The following is a 19,410-nucleotide window of genomic DNA, read 5'->3' as shown; positions in this document are numbered from 1 at the left end:
GCAGAAGAGGGCAGACAAACCCAAGCGTCAACCTTGTCAGCGGGGCATGGTGACGAGCCGAGGCGTTTGACCTGTGACCACAGCCATCGCCTCTGGCCGCATCAGCTCTGACAGCGCCTTGTTGTCGCTGCGCAAACCTCCGGTATAGGTGCCAAAGGCGGGCAGGATGATGCGGTCGCTGTCAAAGAGAAAGGCAGGACGAGAGATTTTGCGCAGTCGGGTCTGGACCGTGACCTTAGGGTGATAATGCCCTGAAATCTCGCCATTTTGTCCAGTCTGCGCGATATGGCGAAACGTCAAAGGCGGCAAAGGGAGCTCTGACAAATGTGCGCCGCCCAGATCGACGGGGCCGGGATCGTGGTTGCCCTCAATCCACACCCAACGCCGACCAGCCTGCAACCGAGCGATCCAGAGGCGTTCATCCTCTGAAAGCGCACGGGCAGCTTCTACATCGTCAAAACTGTCCCCCAGACACACCACGGTGCTGGCCTCTGTCGCTTCAAGGGCCTCTTCCAAACGCCAAAGGGTGTCTCGCGTTTCATAGGGAGGAATGGCGGGGCCACCGCGCCGTAAAACGCGTTCTGATTTGCCAAGGTGCAGGTCAGAGACCACCAAAAGCCGCTGATCTTCCCACCACAACGCGCCGGATCCCAGCGCGGAAAGCGAGCAGCCTGCAAGTGTGATCGAAACGCCGTTCATGGTACGTTCTTATGGGCTGTAGGTGGTCAGATCAATGGGTATCTCTTTGCTTCTTCGACGCTTTGCACAAGTTCCGTTCAAACGCTGGCGAGGCCACTGTCTTGCATCAACGCTGCGGTTTCTTCTGCGAGCAGGCGCTCTTCGGCGCTGCCACTCTGCACGGGGACTTTGCCCACTTCCAAAAGCAGAGGCGCGGCGAGGGGCGTGACATGCGGTGCGCGCACGTGGTCGATCCGGTCTCCGACTTGGGACAACATCGCCTCGATCCGCGCAAAGTCGACGAGCCCACGCATGGCCTCCATCCGCGTGACCTCCATCAACAAATGATCTGGGTCGTATTTGAGCAGGGTGTCGTAGAGGATGTCTGAACTGAAAGTGGCTTGGCGGCCTGATTTCTTTGCACCCGGTGTGTTGCGTTCGATCAGCCCTGCAATCGTCGCAGAGGCTCTGAACGTGCGCTTCATCAGCGCGTTGCCCGTCAGCCAACCGTCCAACCCATCTCGCAACACATTGAGATCAAAGAGAGGTTTGGGTTCTATCACCTCATCCAGCCCCCAAATCAAAGTGGCATAGTCTGAGGCGACAAACCCCATAGGGGCGAGGTCCAATTCGTCCATCCGTTTGGTGAGCAGCAAACCGAGTGTTTGCTGCGCATTGCGTCCGGCAAACCCGTAAACGCACATGTTCTGCCGCCCGTCCCGCTCAAAGGTTTCGACTAGCAACCGGTCAGGTTCCGGTAGCTGCGAGATTTCCCGTTGGAGCCGTAGCCAGTCGGCGGTGTGGTTTGGCAGGTCAGGCCAATGCGCTTGCTGTAGGTAGCGTAGAGTACGTTGTGAAAGCTGTGTGGATGTCGAGAATTTGGTGCCGGAGAAAACGGCCACGCGCGGCTTGCGCGCGGCATTGCGGGAGACTTGCACTGTCATGTCGCGCAGGCCCTCATAGCGCACGATCTGCCCGCCGATGAGGAATGTGTCTCCTGCGGAAAGCGTCGCGGCAAAAGCTTCCTCAACCTCTCCAAGCTGCTTGCCACCCCGATTGCGTTTCAGTTGCACCTTCAGGGTGTCGCTGTCCTGAATGGTGCCTGCGTTCATACGGATGCGCGCGGCGGCGCGAGGATCGCGCAACTGCCACAGCCCATCTGGGCGTTGTTGCAGTCTTTGCCAACGATCATAAGCCTTTAGCGCATATCCCCCCGTGGCACAGAAATCGAGGCAGGCGTCAAAATCTGCACGGGTCAGGTCTGTGTATGCGCCGACACTGGCGACCTCAGCGAAGAGGGCATCGGCTGCAAACGGGCCAGAGGCCGCCGTGAGCAATATGTGTTGGCACAGCACGTCACGCGGGCCGGGACCGCGGGGATCGCCATCTAAGTCGCCTGCACGGGCTGCTTCCAGCGCATTGACGCATTCCACCACCTCCCAGCGGTTGGCAGGTACCAGCAGTGCCTTAGAAGGCGCGTTGTAGCGGTGGTTTGCGCGCCCGATACGCTGGATCAGGCGTTTGACGTTTTTGGGGGCGCCGACCTGGATCACAAGGTCGACATCGCCCCAGTCGATACCCAGATCCAGACTGCCGGTGCAGACAATCGCGCGCAGGTCGCCGCGCACCATGGCGGCCTCAACCTTCTCCCGCTGCGCGCGGTCGAGGCTGCCATGATGGATGCCGATCGGCAGACCTTCATCATTGGCAAGCCACAGATTATGAAAGAAAATCTCGGCCTGTGCGCGGGTGTTGTGAAAGATCAGCGTGGTCTTATGCGCTTTGACCTGCTCAAGCACCGCGGGGATGGCGTAGGCGGCCCCGCCGCCGGACCAGGGTGGGGCCTCCTCGGTTGTCAGCATGGCGATGTCCGGTGCGGGGCCCGGGTCCGCATAGAGGATGTCGCAAGGATCGGGATTGCGTGCGAGCAGGCGGGCGATTTCTTCGGGGTGGTCGACGGTTGCAGACAGGCCGACGCGACGCAGATCCGGGCAAAGCGATTGCATACGGGAGAGGGCTAGGAAGAGCTGATCGCCGCGTTTGCTCTCTGCAAGTGCATGAATTTCATCAACAACCACGCGCTTTAGCCCCGCAAAAATGCGTGGGGCATCCTCATAAGATGTCAGGAGCGCTAGGCTTTCGGGGGTGGTCAGCAGAATGTGGGGCGGGTCGACCCGCTGGCGTTTCTTCACGGTTTGTGAGGTATCGCCGGTGCGATCCTCAATGCGAATCTTCAGGCCGATTTCCTCGACGGGTGCGCGGAGATTGCGCTTGATGTCGGCAGCTAAGGCCTTGAGAGGAGAGACATAAAGTGTGTGGAGACCCTCGTGATCATTGCGCGCGAGGTCTGCGAGGGTGGGCAGAAAACCGGCGAGGGTCTTGCCGCCACCTGTGGGAGCGATCAGCAGTGTGCAGGGGGCATCAGCGCGCTCCAGCATGGCGCGCTGGTGGGGATGGGGTTGCCAGCCGCGCGCTGCAAACCAATCCTCAAGGGCGGTTGGAAGCGCTTCAGTCAAACAGTTCTACTCCGGCTCGGGGGCGCAAAAGATGTTGTAAAGCAACGAGATAACCTGAGACGTGTTGGAATCTGCCAGACGGTAGAAGATGGTTTTGCCTTCGCGCCGGGTCGCCACCAATCCCTCTTCGCGCAGGCGTGCGAGCATTTGGCTGACAGCCGCTTGGCGCACTTCCAGCAGAGCCTCTAATTCGCCGACCGATTTTTCTCCACCCTCCAGATGACACAGAATCATAAGGCGCCCGGAGTGGGCCAGGGTTTTGAGGTAAGTCGCTGCAGCATCGGCGTTTTTCGCCATTTCGGACTGCGGCGCGGTGGGGTCTTGAAGGGTCACGTCTGTTGGTTCCGGTATGGCAGAAAGCTCGTTGTCCACTTCTCATATAACATGTGTAGCATCCGGTTGCGAGATGGCTCAGGCTTTTGGTGGTGCGCCTCCTTCAAAGCTGTTCCCATTGACATAATCGCAAGGCGGGTCCTGCATCTGGAGGTGTAAGCCCTTGCCATCAAAGGGATTTGCGCGAGCCAGAGCTTCGTCCACGTCAATGCCAAGGCCGGGTGCGGTTGGCGGGGTCACATATCCGCCCTCAACTTTGAGAGTAGATTTGATCAACGCATCGTGGAACGGCGTTTCGATGGTTTCGATCATCAGCAGGTTGGGAATGGAGGCGGCCAGGTGGATATTGGCGGCCCATTCTATCGGTCCCGCATAGAGATGCGGAGCCATTTGGGCATTGTAACACTCTGCAATCGCAGCAACTTTTTTCATTTCCCAGATGCCACCCGCGCGGCCGAGAGCAGGTTGCAGGATCTCGGCCGCGCCGGTGCGCAGGACGGTGGCGAACTCGGATTTGGTGGTCAGGCGTTCACCGGTGGCGACGGGAATGCGGACGTTGCGGGCCACGCGGGTCATGTCTTCGATGTTGTCGGGCGGCGTGGGTTCTTCGAACCAGAGCGGGCTGTAAGGTTCCAGCGCTTGGCCCAGCCGAGTGGCGCCTGCGGTGTTGAATTGACCATGGGTGCCAAAGAGCAAATCCGCTTTGTTTCCAACGGCTTCACGGATCGCTTTGCAAAAGGCCACGGACATGGAGATGTCGCTCATCGCGGGCATGTGGCCGCCGCGCATGGTGTAGGGGCCTGCGGGGTCGAACTTGACGGCGGTGTAGCCTTGATCCACGGCGGCTAGCGCACTTTCAGCGGCCATCGCAGGTGAGGTCCAGAACTCAGAAATCTTATGATTTTCAAGAGGGTAGAGGTATGTGTAGGCGCGCAGACGTTCATTCATCAAACCGCCCAGCAGCGCATAGACAGGGCGGTCGCGGTCTTTGCCGAGGATGTCCCAGCAGGCGATTTCCAGACCGGAAAACGCGCCCATCACCGTCAGGTCGGGGCGCTGGGTGAAGCCTGAGGAATAGGTGCGGCGGAACAATCGTTCAATGTTTTCAGGGCTTTCGCCCAAGAAATAGCGCTCAAACACATCGCGGATGACGTGGGTCATCGCGTCGGGGCCAACGGAGGAGGCATAGCATTCGCCCCAGCCGCTGATGCCGGTGTCTGTGGTGAGCTTCACCAAGATCCAGTAGCGCCCGCCCCATCCGGGGGCTGGGGGGGCGGTGATGATCACGTCCAGATCGGTGAGTTTCATGGCGCAGCTCCTCAATGCAACGGGCAAAATTAACCATAAAATTGCACGTCGGTATCGCGTCTGTATCGCGACGGTGCGAATTTTGGCGAGCAAAAACCTTACCGCACCGTGCGTTGCGTGGATTTACAGCCCTTTGGCGGCGGCGAAAGCCTCCAGTTCCTGCTCGATCTCCTGCACCGCCTCCAGCGTGCTGAAGAAGGAGAGATCCGGGGCATTCACATCATCCATGAAGGCTTCGATTTCCAGATGGATCGGCTGACGGTCGAGATCGCAGGTCAGCTTCCAGCGCCGGGTTTCTTCGACTGCCATTTCTTGCAGATCCTGCTGCACCAACTGCGCCACGCCTTCGGGAAACACGAACCGGGGGTTGTTGGCAAGCTGGATGAGGAAGGGGGTGACTTCCTCGGTGTCAAAATTCATGGAGGTCTGCGAGGAGATCGGTGCTGGCGGTTTGGGCGCCGAAGGTTTGAAAAGATCGGTGACAAATTTCAACACAGGGGGTCTCCTCGCAGTGAGTGGTCAGTCGGCAAACACAATCACATTGCGCTTGGCGCTTCCGGTTTTGGTGTCCGCAATGGCTTCGTTGATCTGATCTAACCTCCAACGGCCAGAGATCAACTCATCAAGTTTCAATCTGCCCTGCTGATAGAGATCGACCATCCATGGAATGTCGCGCTTGATCACCACATCGCCCATCTTGGAACCTTGCATGCCCTGACCGATGGCAGCGAGGATCACCGGCTCATAGCTCGACTTCTCACCGGAATGGGGCATGCCCACCATGATGACTTTGCCACCCGGGGCGAGGTAGCGGGGGGCCTGATCATAGGCGGGGATTGCGCCAACGGTGACGATCACCGCATCTGCGCCGCGGCCCATGGCGCGGATCGCCTGCACAAATGGTTTTTTGTCGGTGGCAAGTACGCCGTCGGTGGCTCCGAACTCCTTGGCGATTTCGAGTTTCTCTTCGCTCATGTCCACGGCGACGATGCGGCGGGCTCCGGCGATGCGCGCGCCCTGAATGGCGTTGAGGCCAACGCCGCCTGCGCCGATCACCACCACATCCTGACCGGCCCGGATCTGAGCCGCATTGACCACAGCACCGACGCCGGTGATCACGCCGCAGGCGATAAGGCTGGCGGCCTCCATGGGGATGTCATCAGAGATTTTCACCACTTGGGACTGATCCACCACCACCTTTTCGGCAAAGGCGCCACAGGCCATGGCCTGATGCAGCGTGCCGCCATCGGCGGTGGTCAGCGGGCCTTTGTCCCCATCATAAGGCGTGCCGCAGATGGTGGGTTTGCCTTCGGCGCAGCTAGGGCAGCTGCCACAGGCGCGGATCAGAGTGACCACCACCGGGTCACCTTCGGCCAGACCCACCACGCCCTCGCCAACAGAGGTCACATGACCCGCCGCTTCGTGGCCGTAGACAGCGGGCAGGCTGCCGCCCCATGCGCCTTCGGCGAAGGAGATGTCGGAATGGCAAACGGCCACAGCTTTGAGGGTGACCTCAATCTCGCCCATTTGCGGTCCGCGCAAAGTGATGTCTTCGACCACTAGGGGCTCGCCAAACGCATGGCAAACGGCGGCTTTGACTGTGCTCATGTGGATCTTTCCTCCTCCGGTCCCTGTCACTCTGGCAGCTTAGAGGTGATCGGTTGGTCAGTTCCAGACAAAGCACGTCGTTTTCAGGTTAAGTTCCTCTACGTGAGTTCATGAAGACACCAAGGGAGAGCACCATGAGCACGGCGGCCAGCAGGAAGGGCGCGCCGGGCAGGTAAAGCGGGGCGTGATCGGCGGAAAAATAGGCAAATGCCTGCGTCATCACCAACGGCGCAAGCACATGCGCCAGTGAGGTCAGGGACGAGGAAATGCCCTGCAGTTCGCCCTGCGCATCATCGGCAACGCGGCGGCTCATGATGCCTTGCAGCGCGGGCAGACCCACAGAAGCGAGCGCGGCGATGGGGATGCCCATCAGGAGCAGCATGCCGGTGGGGACAAAGCCGATGTAGATCAGCGCAAAGACCTCCAGCGCGAGGCCGATGATCACGGCGCGGCGATTGCCGAACCATTTGATGGTTGGGGCAATCAGCGCGGCCTGCACGATGGCGTAACAGAGCCCGTAGGTGGAGAGAGACAGGCCGATCATGCCTTCTTCCCAGGCAAAGCGCTCGGTCACGAAATAGGCCCAGATCGCGGGATAGACGGCGGCTGCCACCTGATAGAGGAAAAACACCACCAGCAGTTTGGTCATCGTCGGCAGATGGTTGAGCGCATAAAGCGCGCCCAGCGGGTTGGCGCGGCGCCATTCAAAGGTGCGGCGGTTGGCGGCGCTGACGGTTTCCTTGAGCACCATGTAGCCGAGGAGGGCGTTGCCGCCCGCAAGCAGGGCGGCGGCCCAGAAGGGGGCGCGGGTGCCGAACTGTCCAAGGATGCCGCCCATGGCGGGGCCAAGCACAAAGCCGATGCCCACACCTGCGCCGACGATGCCAAAGGCGCGGGCCTTGTCCTGCGCGCTTGAGATATCGGCCATATAGGCCATGGCGGTGGCATAGGTGGCGGCGGTGATGCCGGCGACGATGCGGCCGATCACCAGAACCCAGATGTTTTGCGCCAGCGCCATGATCACATAATCGGCGGACATCACGGCGAGCGATATCAGCAGGACCGGGCGGCGGCCAAAGCGATCGGACAGGTTGCCCAGAAGCGGGCCGCAGAGAAACTGCATGAAGGCAAACACCGTGGAGAGCACGCCGCCCCAGATCGCCGCCGCGCCGAGATCGCCTCCGGTGACCTCTCGGATGAGATCAGGCATGACCGGCAGGATCAGCCCGATGCCCATGGCATCAATGATGACGGTGGCGAGGATCACCAAAACGGGGAGCCGGTTTTTCATAGGTCTGCTGTCTGTCCTGCGGATGGCCGGGGCCGGGATTCTGGTGTGAGTACGCAGGGAGCTGGCCTCTGGATGTGCCGCTCTTTGAAGTGCCTCCCCACAGCTCCAAAAGTTGCGGGCAGGCTGGCGCAAGCCTTTGAAGGGTGCAATGTTTCCCTTACGGCACCTTTGGCGCGAGTGGGGTTTTTCTTACTCTTTCGGCCTTGGTGGCAATTTGTGCGCGTCAGGTGTTTGGCGCGGCCATCAAGAGGAGCGACAGGCTGCCCAGAGCGATCTGTGGCAGATGCAAGGTTTCGGACATGGCGGCGTGGGGTTCAACCGCGCTGAGTTGCAGGGTGCCGTTGAGGGTTTGCACCTGTTGCAGCAGGGCCGCTGTGGCGGTGCAGTGGGGCAACTGTGCGGCAGCGGCCTGCGCGGCGGCGGTGAGCCATTGTGAGATGCTGCGCGTGCTCTGCCGGGCATCTCCCGTTGCCCCCAGCGAGAGGGCTTTGGCGATCTCATCGCCGAGCTCGGCATCCTTGGCAAACGCCGCGTGGATGCTCTCTGCGCGCAGTGCGGGCAATTCCGCCAGGGCGGCGGCGGTTTGATTGGTCTCGGGCAGGGCCTTGAGGGCGGTTTCCGCGAGGCCCAACAGTTGGCGCAGGCGCAGCATCAGGGCGGTGTCAGCGATGTCCTGCGGGTCTGCGCTTTGACCAATGAAGCGGCTGTGCTCCGGTGCTTCCATGGCTTTGTCAAAGGCGGCCATCAGCGCAGGCACGTAGGTTTGATCCGTGGCGAGACCGTCAGACAGACCCGCGGGATCCACCTGCACCTCCATCGCGCTGCGGTGGATAAAAAAGCCGCTGTCTTCGGGGATGTCACCACGGGTGGCCTGAACCTTGGCCAAGGTGCCCAGCACCAGCAGGGCGGCGCGCAGCTCGGCGCTGTGGGTGAAAAGACGCCCAGCCTCCCCGACGGGGAAGCGTTTGGTGAACATCGGGCTGTCAAAGACGGAAGCGGTCATCAGGAGGCTTTCAGAATGCGGTCGATCAGCGCGGCGAGTCCGGCTGGGTCGGCGAAGAAGGGGGAGTGGCTTGTGGCCATCTCATAAACCTCTGCGCTTGGCCAGTCCTGCGTCATTGTGACCTGAAATTCCGGCGGGATGGTCTGGTCATCAAGGCAACGGATGTAGCTGCGGGGCAGGGTGCGGTGGCCGTCGCCCAGAGTGATCGGATCGGCCTGCGCGCGGATCGACTGGGGGCAGAGGTGGGCGTTGGCAAAATCCTCGGTGCCAGCGGGGCAGTCGTGATAGAAGGCGGCGCGGGTTTGGGCGGGATCAATGGTGTAGCTGAGGCCGTCCTCGGATTTGACCACGGCCTGCATCAGCGGTTGGCGCGGGGCGGCGCGGCGCATGTCGGCAAGGGAATGGCCATCCCACGGGGTGTAGGCGCAGAGGTAGATCAGGCGTGCGATCTGTTTCGGTGCCATGTCGGCGGCGCGGGTGATCGGGAAACCGCCCCAGCTGTGCCCCAGAACGACGGTGTTGTCGCCAAGCGCATCCACAACAGCTTGCGCGCAGCTTTCCAACGTCACCTCGGCAACGGGTGTTTGATCTTCGCCATGTGATGGCAGATCGATTGCGCGGGGATGGTGGCCAAGCGCTTTGAGCGCGGGGATGAGATCTCGCCAGCACCATGCGCCGTGGCAGGAGCCGTGCACCAGAAGAATGTCAGCGCCAGAGGTGGAGGTGTCAGACATGGCCGGTTTCTTTCATGAAGTCGGTGAGGAGTTGGGCGTATTCGACGGGCTTTTCCACACAGGGCAGATGGCCTGCGCGGCGCAAAAGCTCCATGCGCGCGCCGGGGATCAGCTCGACGGTTTCGCGCACCAGATCGGGGGGCGTGGTTTTGTCCTCCGGCCCCGCAATGCCAAGCGTTGGCAGGCGCAGCCCGGAGGTGGGCGTATAGAAATCTGTGCCTTTTATGGCCGCGCAGCAGCCGATATATCCCTCTGCCGGGGAGGCCGCCAACATCGCTTGCCAATGGGCCATTTCGGGACGTGCCTGAAAATCGCGGCCAAACCAGCGGGTCATGATCTCTGGTGCGATGGCGGGGAGCCCTTTGGTCTGAACCGCCTCGATGCGCTCATCCCACATCTTGGGGGAGCCGATTTTGGCGGCGGTATTGGAGAGCACCATGGCGCGCACCAGATCGAGCCGTTTGACCGCCAAACCCTGCGCAATCATGCCACCAATGGAGAGGCCGACAACCAGCGCGTCTTTGACGTTCAGATGATCGAGCAGCGCCTCGGTGTCTTTGACCAGTTGGCCCATGGCGTAAGGTGCGGGTGGTACGTCGGTCTGCCCATGTCCGCGTATGTCGGCGCGTAGGATGCGCAGGCCGGCAGGCAGATGTTTCAGCACCGGATCCCAGAGCTGCAGCGAGCTGCCCAATGAGTTGATAAACACCACAGGCGCGCCGGTTGGGTCTCCTTCGTCGCGGTAGTGGATTTGAATGCCGTTGAGCGTGGCAAAAGGCATAGCAGTCAGTCCTTCAGGCGCATATGGGCCATGATCTGCCCGTGATCAGACGCGAGCTTGTTGTAGGGCGCTTCGGCGTGGCTGCCATCGGTGAGATGGTCGTTCAGAACGCTGAAGTATTCCATATCGCCCAAGCGCTCGGGGTTGTCCGGGTGGAAATGGCGCGAAAGGTAGATTTGGTCAATGCTTTCATAGACCCCACCAAAGGCTGTTGTGTAGACCATGTCGCGCAGGGATTTGCGGGTGAAAAGCGCCTCGGCTGAGGTGAGGCGCACCGCGCCAACGGCTTCCTGAATGGCGTCGTTTTCGCCGCGCGTGTAGCGGTCGTTGGCGTGTTTGGCGTCATGGCGCAGCATCCAGCTGTAGTTGCGGAAGGGCACCTCGCCGGAGATGATTTCCGAGCTGACCGCATGTTCGCCATCGTTGAAATCCCCGAGCACCATGACAGGGCGGCCAAGGTTCAACTCTTCGACAATGGCGCGGCGTAAAACCCAAGCCTCGGCCATGCGGCGCAGGCTGGCGCGGATCGCCCCCATGGCGCGGCCAAGTGGGTCATAGGTGGTGAGATCAGCCTCAGGCGCGGCACCGGTTTCGGGATCGCGTGGGAACTCCCCCAGCTTGGATTTGAGGTGGCAGTTGAAGACGGTGATGATCTGATCGCCCACCGGAATGCGCGCCTTCAGGATCGGGCGTGAGGTGCGGGTGAGCGTGAAATGGCCAGCCTCGCCACCGCCCAAGGCCGCAAAAGGGATTTTGATCGGTTCGGAAAGTTCCTGAGTGATCTCAGGCGGTTCCGCAAAGCCGAAGCGGGACAGGATTGCGACGCCGGGGCGGCGGTTGCCGGGTTCTCCTGTGTCATTCACGTTGGGGGCCACAAACAGGCCCTCGGTGCCATAAGGCGTGTAGCCCAGTTTGCGGAAGATCGCCTTGCGGTGATAGCGCTTGGAGCGGTCGGGGATGACGGCCTCATTAGAGGTGGCCCCGATGCGGTCGGCCTCTGCCACCACATCGCGCAGCGCGCTTTCCTCAAAGATTTCCTGAAACCCGATGATGTCGGCGTCCATGGAGAAAAGCTGGGAAGCGGTCCAGTCTTCTTTCCAAGCGTATTCCTCTGGGGTGTAGGATTGGAAGGTGTAGTATTCCTGATCCGGGCCGATGAGGTTTTTGACGTTGAAAGAGGCGATGGTGAATTGGGTCATCAAATAGGTCTCTTAAATGACCGAGACGCGTAGCGGCTCGGATCGCGCCCGGCCCCGCCCCCAAGGGCGGGCGCGATTTCGCAACTTCAGCCAAGATAGCGGCGTTTGGGGAGCGGGCAAGTCATGTCATGCTGTGGGCCGCCCTTCGGAGGCGGGCGCGATCCTTGTGTTAGGCGTATTTGGCAAGAGCATCCGCGAACACATCCGCGTCCACATTGCCGCCGGTGCAGACGGCCATAACCGCTTCCCCGTCGATCTGATCGCCATGAAACAGCGCGGCGGCCAAGGCGACGGCGCCTCCCGGTTCCACGATGATTTTCAGACGTTTGAACGCGAGGGCCATGGCGTGCAGGGCTTCGTCTTCGGTGACGACAAGGCCGGGGCCGCAGAGGCGGGACATGATCGGGAAGGTGATCTCGCCCGGGCTTGGCGTGATGATCGCGTCACAAAGCGAGCCGGAGAGGCGGGTGTTGCTTTCAATGTCCCCTGAGGCAAGCGAGCGGGCCACATCGTCAAACTCTTCAGGCTCGGCGGTGCGCACGCGCATCTCAGGCGCTTCGGCCTCAAGCGCCAGCGCGATGCCGGAGGTTAGCCCGCCGCCGCCGCAACAGACTAGAACGTCGCCTGAGGTCACGCCCAGTTCCGCTGCCTGCTCTGCGATCTCAAGCCCGGTGGTGCCCTGACCGGCGATCACCTCTGGCGCGTCATAGGGGCGGATCAGGGTCAGGCCGCGTTCTTGGGCAATGGTGCCGCCGACTTCTTCGCGGTTCTCGCCGCCGGCGCGGTCATAGAACACGACCTCGGCGCCAAGCGCGCGGGTGTTGTCGATTTTGAGCTGCGGCGCGTCTTTGGGCATGACAATCACCGCAGGCGCATCATGGGCTGCTGCCGCCATGGCCACGCCCTGCGCGTGGTTGCCGGAGGAATAGGCGATGATGCCGCGTTTGCGGGTTGCCTCGTCCAAAGCGGAGACCGCCGACCAGCCGCCGCGAAACTTGAACGATCCGGTGTGCTGCAGGCATTCCGGTTTTACCAGAACGCGGCGGCCTGCGATCTCATCCAGAAAGGGGGAGGTCAGCATGGGGGTGCGCCGCGCGTGGCCGTTCAGGCGCTGTTGGGCGGCGCGGATCATGTCGATGTTCATTTGGTTTCACGCTCTTTGAGGTTGGCAATCCATTGGCGCAGCACCGCGAGGCTTTCCGGTTCGTCCAGAAACGGGACATGGGCGCGGTCAGCGACCTCTGCTGAGAGCATGGGCGCGCGGGCCTGCATTTCCTCAACCGTGTCGCGGCTGAGGATGTCGCTGTTTTCGCCGCGCAGCACCGCGAGGGGCAGGCCCGCGAGTTTGTCAAACTGGGGCCACATGTCGCTTGCGGGGGCTTTGGGATCAAACTCCGCCAGCACGGCGTTGCGCAGTTTGGGGTCGTAGTTGATCGCAAGGCCGGTTTCGGTTTCCACAAAGTGGTGTTCGGCTTCTTCCGCCCAACGGCTGGCCGGGACATTGTGGAAGCCCGGCAGGCGCTGGGCGAGGGCTTCTGCGGCCTCCGCGCGGGTTTTCCAGACCGGGTTGCGACCAATGAAAACAAGGATGACCTCAAGCCCCTCGGTTTCGATCACCGGGCCGACGTCATTGAAGCAGACGCCGGTGATGCGATCCGATGCCATTTCTGTCAGCAACAGCGCGATCAGACCGCCACGGGAGGTGCCGAGTATGGCGGTTTTCTCAAGGCCGAGATGGTCAAGCAGCTCGAGCGCGTCCTGGGCTTCGCGCTGCAGGCTGTAGGTGCCGAAATCCTCGGCCCAATCCGACTGACCGCGACCGCGGTAATCCATGCGGATCACGCGGGCATCGGACAGATGTGGTCGCACATAGTCAAAATCGGTGGCGTTGCGGGTGAGGCCGGAGAGGCAGAGCACGGCGGGGCCGTCGCCGCCGGTGTCGTCAAAGTAGATCGACAGGCCATCAGACGTGGTGAAATGGGGCATCAGGCGCTCGCAAGATCGGGGATGGTGGTCAGGTTGGACAGGATGTGGGCCGGTTGCCAGGGCAGGCGGTCCACCGGTTCGCCTGCGCGGTTGACCCAGGCGGTGGTGAAGCCGTAGCCGGTGGCGCAGCCTGCGTCCCATCCATTGGAGGAGACAAAGAGCACCTCGTTTTTGGCGCAGTTAAAGCGTTTGCCGACAAGATCATAGACGGAGGCGGCGGGTTTGAAGATGCCCACGTCTTCGACGCTGAGCACATCATCGAGAAACTCGCCAACTTGCGCCGATTGCACCGCACCGTTGAGCATGTCAGGCGAACCATTGGACAGGATTGCGGTGTTGAAACCGGCGGCCTTCAGTTTGGCCAGCATGGCGGGCACTTCGGGATAGGCCGAAAGCTCCCAATAGAGCGCCAGCAGACGCTCGCGCAGCTCTGCATCGCCTTGCAGGCCTGAGGCCTCCAGCGCCCAGTCCAGACCGTTTTGGGTGACTTCCCAGAAATCGGTGTGGGCATCCGCAACAGCGCGCAGCCATGTGTATTGCAACTGTTTGAGACGCCAGTTGTTTGCCACATCCATCCAATGCGCGGCAAAAGCCTCTCGTCCCGGTTCGCTTGCGGCTTCTCGCGCGGCGGCGGCGACGTCAAAAAGCGTGCCGTAAGCGTCAAAAACACAAGTTGTGATGGCCATGTGATCCTCCCATTTAAGTGCAGACTGGCAGGTTTGGCGCAGGGCGAAAAGGCCTGTTTGCCAATTAACACCAAGGTCTATAGGGTGCGCCTTTAAAGCCGACGCTTTGGTCGGGACATGCTGACAGATGGGACATTTTATGACCGCAGCGAAATCGGGCGACACCGTCCGCATCCACTACACTGGCACCCTGAGCGACGGGTCTGTTTTCGACAGCTCTGAAGGGCGCGACCCGCTGGAGTTCACCCTTGGCTCCGGTCAGGTGATCGCGGGCTTTGACAGTGCCGTGGATGGTATGAGTGTGGGCGACAAGAAAGTCGCTGAGATCCCAGCGGATCAGGCCTATGGCCCGCGTCATGACGAAGCCGTGCAGGATGTGCCACGTGAGCAGATCCCGGCGGAGATCCCGCTGGAAATCGGCCTGCAGCTGCAGATGCAATCCCCGACAGGTCAGGTTGTGCCTGTGACCGTGGTGGAGATCACCGAAGAGATCGTGAAGTTGGATGCCAACCACATGCTGGCGGGCAAAGATCTGACCTTTGCGATCGAGCTGGTCTCGATCAACTGAACCTGTGCTCAGTAGAATTCAGCGAAGAGCCCGCCTTTTATGGCGGGCTTTTTTGTTGCCTTAGCGATGCAGGCAGGCGACGGAGTTGGGCTCTTTCGCGGGGCAACATTGAAAATTGCCTTGCTGCGTCAGCGGCCCGCCTGCCTTGGCCGGGCAGGAAGAGGCCCATTGCAGCTTGGACAAATTGGCATGGGCAATGTTTTCGGAAAACGGCTCCGACTTGCCGGTGGAAGAGGTGAGCAGCGCCCAGAACACGATGCCCAGACTGAGGCCGACAAAAAGCGGCTCAAGCTTTTTCAAACGCGGGGTGTCGCTGAGGATATTCGCGGCCAGAAAGACCATGAATGCCACGCCAGTGATGGCCAATAAGAGTGTGTAAAGCTGCATTTTAAAAACGTCCGGGCAAAGACAAAATGAAGCCCTCTATATTGCGCCCAAAACCGGGGTTCCAAGGGGACGCGTTATGCTGTTTGGGGCGTCCCGTTATGTAAAATTTGAAAGGCTTTACACCTTGTCAAATGAGAGAAGGCACGCGGCATTGTCGGGTGAGCCGTGTCAAAAGATCCGCGCGGTGACGTTTCACGGGTTTTCTTTTGGCTGCGCTGCAGTAGCGTGAGGGCAAGGAGGAGTGCTCATGGATTTGGTCACGCGGTTGGGGCTTAAGTGGCCCCTGTTTCAGGCCCCGATGGCGGGGGTGTCCACGCCGGAAATGGCGGCAGCGGTCAGCAATGCGGGCGGTTTGGGCGCGCTGGGGCTTGGTTCAGCCGGTGTGGAGGTGGCACGGGCGATGCTGCGGCAGGCGCGGGCCCTGACGGAGCGCCCGATCAATGCCAATGTGTTCTGTCATGCGCCCGCTGTGCGCGATGCGGATGTGGAAGCGGCCTGGCTTGATGCGCTTGCGCCGACCTTTGCTGGTTTTGAAGCCAAGCCGCCGGACGCGCTGCATGAAATCTATCAGAGCTTCGCCGTGGATCGGGCCATGTGTGAGATGTTTCTGGAGGAAAAGCCCGGTGTGGTGAGCCTGCACTTCGGTCTGCCGGATGAGGGTTGGATCAAAGAGCTTCAGGCGGCGGGCAATCTGGTTTTTGCCAGCGCAACCAGTGTGGCTGAAGCCTTGGCCTGTCAAGCGGCGGGCGTGGATGCGGTTGTGGCGCAGGGCATAGAAGCGGGCGGGCACCGTGGCGTGTTTGACCCGGATGCAGAGGACGCGGCGCTGCCAACTTTGGCGCTTGTGCGGCTGTTGGCAGAGGCGGTTGATGTTCCGGTCATTGCCGCTGGCGGGCTGATGGATGGCACGGATGTGGCGCGGGCCTTGGCGGCGGGCGCCACTGTGGCGCAGCTTGGCACCGCGTTTCTGGACAGTGCGGAATCCGCGGCGGATGCGGGATACCGTGCAGCGCTTAAGGATGAGGCGCTGCGGCCTCCGGTGCTGACGCCGGTGCTGTCTGGGCGCCCGGCGCGGTGTTTGCAGAACAAATATGTGGCACTGGGGGAGCAGCTTGGCGCGCGCCTGCCGGATTATCCGGTGGCCTATGATGTGGCCAAAGCGCTGAATGCGGCGGCGAAATCGGCGGGCGAAGCGGGCTTTGGTGCGCAATGGGCCGGTGCCGGGGTGGCTCGAGTGCGCCAAGGCGGTGCGGCAGAAATCCTGCAAGCCATTGGCGCGGAGCTGGAGGCGGCCTCGGTCTAGAGGTTTTCCGCCAGCGGCATGCCCAGCACGTGAAAGCCGCCATCCACGCGCAGCACTTCGCCGGTGGTACAGGCCCCCGCGTCGGAGGCCAGATAGACGGCGGTGCCGCCCACGGCATCAAGCGTTGCGTTGGCGCGCAACGGGGCGTTCTGCTCGGCATGTTTGAAGGTGGCGCGTGCGCCACCGATGGCGGCTCCAGCCAGGGTTTTCATCGGCCCCGGCGAGATCGCATTTACGCGAATACCGTCCGGGCCAAGATCATTGGCCAGATAGCGCGTGGCGCTTTCAAGGGCAGCTTTGGCAACGCCCATGACGTTGTAGAATGGGGTCACGCGGTTCGCGCCCTGATAGGTCAGGGTCAGGATGGTGCCGCCGTTTTCTGCCATCATCGGATGGGCGCGGCGGGCAACTTCGATCAGGGAATAGCAGGAAATATCCAGCGAGTTCTTGAAGTTGTCCCGTGTGGTGTCAACGAAGCGCCCGGTCAGCTCATTGCGGTCCGAGTAGGCGATGGCATGCACCACAAAGTCGATGGTGGGCCATGCCTCTGATAGCTGTGCAAAACCCGCATCGAGCGAGGCATCATCGGTCACATCCACGTCGAGCAGCAGATCGCTGCCGACACTTTCGACAAGCGGTTTGACCCGCTTGCCAAAGGCGTTGCCTTGGTAGGTGAAGGCGAGCTCGGCTCCGGCCTCATGCATGGCGCGGGCGATGCCCCATGCAATCGAGCGCTCGTTTGCGACGCCCATAATCAGGCCGCGCTTGCCCGCCAGTACACCTGTCATGGCGTTACCCTTTGTATTTGCTGAGAACCATGGAGCCGTTGGTGCCGCCAAAGCCGAAGCTGTTGGTCATCACGCTATCAAGGCCTGCGTTCTCCACCAAAGAGGTTGCCACTTCGCCCGGCTCGATGCCAGTGGCCAGTGTATCGACGTTGATCGACGGGGCGATGAAATCCTGATCGAGCATCAGAAGGCAGAAGATTGCCTCCAGCGCGCCTGCTGCGCCCTGTGCGTGGCCGGTCATGGATTTGGTGGAGGAGATCGGAGGCACATTGCCTGCGCCAAAGACGCGGCGGGCGGCCTCAACCTCACCCACATCGCCCACAGGTGTGGAGGTGCCGTGCGCGTTGATGTAATCCACTTTGCGCCCCTCAGGCAGGGTGGAGAGCGCCAGACGCATGGCGCGCTCGCCGCCTTCGCCGGATGGGGCTACCATGTCGTGACCATCAGAGGTCGCGGCAAAACCGGTGACTTCGGCGTAGATTTTTGCGCCGCGGGCCAGTGCGTGTTCAAGATCCTCGAGCACCACAATGCCACCACCACCGGAGATCACAAAACCGTCGCGGTCTTCGTCAAAGGCGCGGGAGGCTTTTTCCGGGGTGTCGTTATATTTGCTGCTCATCGCGCCCATGGCGTCAAACAGGCAGGAGAGGGTCCAGTCGAGCTCTTCACCGCCACCGGCAAACATCACGTCCTGCTTGCCCATCATGATCTGCTCTGCGGCGTTGCCGATGCAGTGCAGTGAGGTCGAGCAGGCCGAGGTGATGGAGTAGTTGATGCCTTTGATCTTAAAGGCGGTGGCGAGGTTCGCCGAAATCGTCGAGCTCATGCATTTTGGCACCGCAAAAGGCCCGATGCGCTTGGTCGCGCCGGTTTTCTCCACGGTCTGGTGCGCAACCAGCATGGAAGAGGTCGAAGGGCCGCCGGAGCCTGCCACAAGGCCGGTGCGCTCGTTCACAATCTGATCTTCGGCGAGGCCGGAATCGGCAATCGCCTGTTGCATGGCGATATGGGCATAGGCTGCGCCCGGGCCCATGAAGCGCAGGGTGCGCTTGTCCACATGTTCCTTGGGGTCGATGTCAATATGACCGGCGATCTGGCTGCGGAAGCCGTGCTCACTCATTTCCGGGCTGGCAGAGATGCCAGATTTGCCCGCTTTCAGCGAGGCGGTGACTTCTTCGGCATTGGTGCCGATCGAGGAAACGATACCCAGTCCGGTAACGACGACGCGACGCATATGCGCTCTCCCTTAGTTTGCTGGCGTCTATGTAGGGGATTTGTACAGGCAGGCGCAAGGTGGGTTGGGGCGCGTGCGCAGTCTTGTCAGGGATTGTTGGGCAAATTTGGCCTTGGGGCCGGGATAGGGGCGCGCTGGCTTGGAAGCCGGCGTTGCCTTAGCGTGGCTAAACCAACCCAAAGCGCGTTTTGAAATAGGTTTCGGTGAGGTCGTAGGCTTCGGGCAGATAGTCCAGTGTCAGCAGAGAGTGCTGGCGGCCGGTCACGCCATCGGGGTTGTCATACTCCTTAATCTCGAGGTGCTCGCCAAAGGCTGTTTTTAGGGCGCAGACATGTGCGGGTTTGCTGAGGTCATCAGACTTGTAGCGCATGGCCAAGGCAGGGCCTTTCTCCACCATTTTTTCTTTGGCTGCGTCGATGTCCTCTTGTGACATGTGCAGCGGCGGTGTGCTTTTTATTGGCAGGGCGGGCTGGCTGGCCACGGCGCCCTGAACGGCGTCTTCTGCCATCAGCGGGATCACGAAGCTGCCGGTCAGGCACATGCCGATCACCCCGAGGCGTGCGCCGTCTTCGCGTGCGGAAATTTCAGTGCAAAGGGCGCGCATCCAGGCGGCGATGGGGCTTTGTTTGCCGTTCCAGAAGATCTGAAATTCGCGCCTTACGCAGTACAGTCGTAGGAAATTTGTTGCAGCGGTCAGTTTATTGGCCTTACCGAGGCGGCCGAACAGATGCGGGAGGTAGACGGAGAAACCGGCGGCGATCAGGCGGTCGGCGAGGTCATAGGTTTCCACGCCGATGCCGGGCAGTTCCTGCAAAATCAGAATCGGAGGCCCCTCGCCGCGCCGATAGACGTCGTGGGTGGCGGTATGGCCGTTGTCCAGTCGGTGGCTGAATGTGAAGGCGGGCGGGTCAGTCCAGTTGGGCAAGGGAACACTCCTTTGTCGGGTCGGCAGCCTGTCCGTGTCGGGCGCGCAAGCCTTGCGGGAGTATTGTCTCAATAAGCACTTC

Annotated in this window: 20 protein-coding genes; 2 read left to right on the top strand and 18 right to left on the bottom strand. The window is 61.2% G+C overall.

What is annotated here, in order from left to right; genetic code table 11:
* Nucleotides 1–36 precede the first annotated feature (36 nt).
* The 14 genes from pdeM to J7399_RS03920 all read right to left on the bottom strand — a co-directional run bounded on the left by pdeM (nucleotide 37) and on the right by J7399_RS03920 (nucleotide 14,123).
* Nucleotides 37–699 carry a ligase-associated DNA damage response endonuclease PdeM gene (gene pdeM / locus J7399_RS03985; protein WP_209084242.1) on the bottom strand — a complete coding sequence of 221 codons (663 nt, stop codon included), beginning with the start codon at nucleotides 697–699 and terminating at the stop codon, nucleotides 37–39.
* Nucleotides 700–776: 77 nt separating this feature from the next.
* Nucleotides 777–3,194, bottom strand: coding sequence for a ligase-associated DNA damage response DEXH box helicase (locus tag J7399_RS03980; RefSeq protein WP_209084241.1), 2,418 nt, complete (start codon nucleotides 3,192–3,194; stop codon nucleotides 777–779).
* A 6-nt stretch (nucleotides 3,195–3,200) separates the two neighbouring features.
* Nucleotides 3,201–3,491 (bottom strand): metalloregulator ArsR/SmtB family transcription factor, encoded by a 291-nt coding sequence (locus tag J7399_RS03975; RefSeq protein ID WP_209084782.1) that lies wholly within the window; start codon nucleotides 3,489–3,491, stop codon nucleotides 3,201–3,203.
* A 114-nt stretch (nucleotides 3,492–3,605) separates the two neighbouring features.
* Nucleotides 3,606–4,835: a mandelate racemase/muconate lactonizing enzyme family protein gene (locus J7399_RS03970; protein ID WP_209084240.1), complete on the bottom strand. Its 1,230-nt coding sequence runs from the start codon at nucleotides 4,833–4,835 to the stop codon at nucleotides 3,606–3,608.
* Between the two features lie 123 nt (nucleotides 4,836–4,958).
* Nucleotides 4,959–5,330 (bottom strand): hypothetical protein, encoded by a 372-nt coding sequence (locus J7399_RS03965; RefSeq protein ID WP_209061913.1) that lies wholly within the window; start codon nucleotides 5,328–5,330, stop codon nucleotides 4,959–4,961.
* 24 nt (nucleotides 5,331–5,354) lie between these two features.
* Nucleotides 5,355–6,443, bottom strand: coding sequence for a Zn-dependent alcohol dehydrogenase (locus J7399_RS03960; RefSeq protein WP_209084239.1), 1,089 nt, complete (start codon nucleotides 6,441–6,443; stop codon nucleotides 5,355–5,357).
* 88 nt (nucleotides 6,444–6,531) lie between these two features.
* Nucleotides 6,532–7,734 (bottom strand): TCR/Tet family MFS transporter, encoded by a 1,203-nt coding sequence (locus J7399_RS03955; RefSeq protein ID WP_209077618.1) that lies wholly within the window; start codon nucleotides 7,732–7,734, stop codon nucleotides 6,532–6,534.
* Between the two features lie 223 nt (nucleotides 7,735–7,957).
* Nucleotides 7,958–8,737, bottom strand: coding sequence for a hypothetical protein (locus J7399_RS03950; protein WP_209084238.1), 780 nt, complete (start codon nucleotides 8,735–8,737; stop codon nucleotides 7,958–7,960).
* Nucleotides 8,737–9,471 carry an alpha/beta fold hydrolase gene (locus J7399_RS03945; RefSeq protein WP_209084237.1) on the bottom strand — a complete coding sequence of 245 codons (735 nt, stop codon included), beginning with the start codon at nucleotides 9,469–9,471 and terminating at the stop codon, nucleotides 8,737–8,739. The genes J7399_RS03950 and J7399_RS03945 overlap by 1 nt, the downstream gene beginning before the upstream one ends.
* Nucleotides 9,464–10,252: a 3-oxoadipate enol-lactonase gene (pcaD, locus tag J7399_RS03940; RefSeq protein ID WP_209084236.1), complete on the bottom strand. Its 789-nt coding sequence runs from the start codon at nucleotides 10,250–10,252 to the stop codon at nucleotides 9,464–9,466. Before pcaD ends, J7399_RS03945 begins: the two co-directional genes overlap by 8 nt.
* A gap of 5 nt (nucleotides 10,253–10,257) precedes the next feature.
* Nucleotides 10,258–11,451: an endonuclease/exonuclease/phosphatase family protein gene (locus tag J7399_RS03935; RefSeq protein WP_209084235.1), complete on the bottom strand. Its 1,194-nt coding sequence runs from the start codon at nucleotides 11,449–11,451 to the stop codon at nucleotides 10,258–10,260.
* 169 nt (nucleotides 11,452–11,620) lie between these two features.
* The gene (locus J7399_RS03930) at nucleotides 11,621–12,595 is read right to left on the bottom strand and encodes a threonine/serine dehydratase (RefSeq protein ID WP_209084234.1); all 975 of its coding nucleotides are present in this window, start codon (nucleotides 12,593–12,595) and stop codon (nucleotides 11,621–11,623) included.
* Complete coding sequence (locus J7399_RS03925) at nucleotides 12,592–13,437, bottom strand: alpha/beta hydrolase (RefSeq protein WP_209084233.1); 846 nt, start codon at nucleotides 13,435–13,437, stop codon at nucleotides 12,592–12,594. Before J7399_RS03925 ends, J7399_RS03930 begins: the two co-directional genes overlap by 4 nt.
* Nucleotides 13,437–14,123 carry a haloacid dehalogenase type II gene (locus tag J7399_RS03920; RefSeq protein WP_209084232.1) on the bottom strand — a complete coding sequence of 229 codons (687 nt, stop codon included), beginning with the start codon at nucleotides 14,121–14,123 and terminating at the stop codon, nucleotides 13,437–13,439. The genes J7399_RS03925 and J7399_RS03920 overlap by 1 nt, the downstream gene beginning before the upstream one ends.
* 139 nt (nucleotides 14,124–14,262) lie before the next feature.
* On the opposite strand from J7399_RS03920, the gene J7399_RS03915 reads away from it, so the two are divergent.
* On the top strand, nucleotides 14,263–14,691 hold the full coding sequence (locus J7399_RS03915; RefSeq protein WP_209061878.1) for a peptidylprolyl isomerase: 429 nt from the start codon (nucleotides 14,263–14,265) through the stop codon (nucleotides 14,689–14,691).
* Between the two features lie 60 nt (nucleotides 14,692–14,751).
* On the opposite strand, the gene J7399_RS03910 is transcribed toward J7399_RS03915, so the two are convergent.
* On the bottom strand, nucleotides 14,752–15,078 hold the full coding sequence (locus J7399_RS03910; protein WP_209084231.1) for a hypothetical protein: 327 nt from the start codon (nucleotides 15,076–15,078) through the stop codon (nucleotides 14,752–14,754).
* A gap of 247 nt (nucleotides 15,079–15,325) precedes the next feature.
* Here J7399_RS03910 and J7399_RS03905 point away from each other — a divergent pair, with 247 nt between their 5' ends.
* Nucleotides 15,326–16,381, top strand: coding sequence for a nitronate monooxygenase (locus J7399_RS03905; RefSeq protein WP_209084230.1), 1,056 nt, complete (start codon nucleotides 15,326–15,328; stop codon nucleotides 16,379–16,381).
* Here J7399_RS03905 and J7399_RS03900 read toward each other — a convergent pair.
* From J7399_RS03900 to J7399_RS03890, 3 genes are all read right to left on the bottom strand, one after another.
* Nucleotides 16,378–17,169, bottom strand: coding sequence for an enoyl-ACP reductase (locus J7399_RS03900; protein WP_209084229.1), 792 nt, complete (start codon nucleotides 17,167–17,169; stop codon nucleotides 16,378–16,380). The genes J7399_RS03905 and J7399_RS03900 overlap by 4 nt on opposite strands.
* A 4-nt stretch (nucleotides 17,170–17,173) precedes the next feature.
* Entirely contained in the window at nucleotides 17,174–18,403 is a 1,230-nt protein-coding gene (fabB, locus tag J7399_RS03895) for a beta-ketoacyl-ACP synthase I (protein WP_209084228.1), read from the bottom strand.
* 166 nt (nucleotides 18,404–18,569) lie between these two features.
* Nucleotides 18,570–19,328 (bottom strand): dienelactone hydrolase family protein, encoded by a 759-nt coding sequence (locus J7399_RS03890; protein WP_209084227.1) that lies wholly within the window; start codon nucleotides 19,326–19,328, stop codon nucleotides 18,570–18,572.
* Nucleotides 19,329–19,410: the final 82 nt, after the last annotated feature.

Source organism: Shimia sp. R9_1, from assembly GCF_017743775.1.
In the GTDB taxonomy this organism is placed as follows: Bacteria; Pseudomonadota; Alphaproteobacteria; order Rhodobacterales; family Rhodobacteraceae; genus Shimia.
The sequence above is the reverse complement of the archived record's forward strand: the minus strand, read 5'-3'. Positions and strand labels throughout refer to the sequence as shown.

Bases quoted from the DNA above. Each gene is read 5' to 3' on its own strand.
- pdeM (WP_209084242.1), bottom strand. From the start codon at position 699: ATGAACGGCGTTTCGATCACACTTGCAGGCTGCTCGCTTTCCGCGCTG.
- J7399_RS03975 (WP_209084782.1), bottom strand. From the start codon at position 3,491: ATGGCGAAAAACGCCGATGCTGCAGCGACTTACCTCAAAACCCTGGCC.
- J7399_RS03970 (WP_209084240.1), bottom strand. From the start codon at position 4,835: ATGAAACTCACCGATCTGGACGTGATCATCACCGCCCCCCCAGCCCCC.
- J7399_RS03960 (WP_209084239.1), bottom strand. From the start codon at position 6,443: ATGAGCACAGTCAAAGCCGCCGTTTGCCATGCGTTTGGCGAGCCCCTA.
- J7399_RS03955 (WP_209077618.1), bottom strand. From the start codon at position 7,734: ATGAAAAACCGGCTCCCCGTTTTGGTGATCCTCGCCACCGTCATCATT.
- J7399_RS03950 (WP_209084238.1), bottom strand. From the start codon at position 8,737: ATGACCGCTTCCGTCTTTGACAGCCCGATGTTCACCAAACGCTTCCCC.
- J7399_RS03945 (WP_209084237.1), bottom strand. From the start codon at position 9,471: ATGTCTGACACCTCCACCTCTGGCGCTGACATTCTTCTGGTGCACGGC.
- pcaD (WP_209084236.1), bottom strand. From the start codon at position 10,252: ATGCCTTTTGCCACGCTCAACGGCATTCAAATCCACTACCGCGACGAA.
- J7399_RS03935 (WP_209084235.1), bottom strand. From the start codon at position 11,451: ATGACCCAATTCACCATCGCCTCTTTCAACGTCAAAAACCTCATCGGC.
- J7399_RS03930 (WP_209084234.1), bottom strand. From the start codon at position 12,595: ATGAACATCGACATGATCCGCGCCGCCCAACAGCGCCTGAACGGCCAC.
- J7399_RS03925 (WP_209084233.1), bottom strand. From the start codon at position 13,437: ATGCCCCATTTCACCACGTCTGATGGCCTGTCGATCTACTTTGACGAC.
- J7399_RS03920 (WP_209084232.1), bottom strand. From the start codon at position 14,123: ATGGCCATCACAACTTGTGTTTTTGACGCTTACGGCACGCTTTTTGAC.
- J7399_RS03915 (WP_209061878.1), top strand. From the start codon at position 14,263: ATGACCGCAGCGAAATCGGGCGACACCGTCCGCATCCACTACACTGGC.
- J7399_RS03910 (WP_209084231.1), bottom strand. From the start codon at position 15,078: ATGCAGCTTTACACACTCTTATTGGCCATCACTGGCGTGGCATTCATG.
- J7399_RS03905 (WP_209084230.1), top strand. From the start codon at position 15,326: ATGGATTTGGTCACGCGGTTGGGGCTTAAGTGGCCCCTGTTTCAGGCC.
- J7399_RS03900 (WP_209084229.1), bottom strand. From the start codon at position 17,169: ATGACAGGTGTACTGGCGGGCAAGCGCGGCCTGATTATGGGCGTCGCA.
- fabB (WP_209084228.1), bottom strand. From the start codon at position 18,403: ATGCGTCGCGTCGTCGTTACCGGACTGGGTATCGTTTCCTCGATCGGC.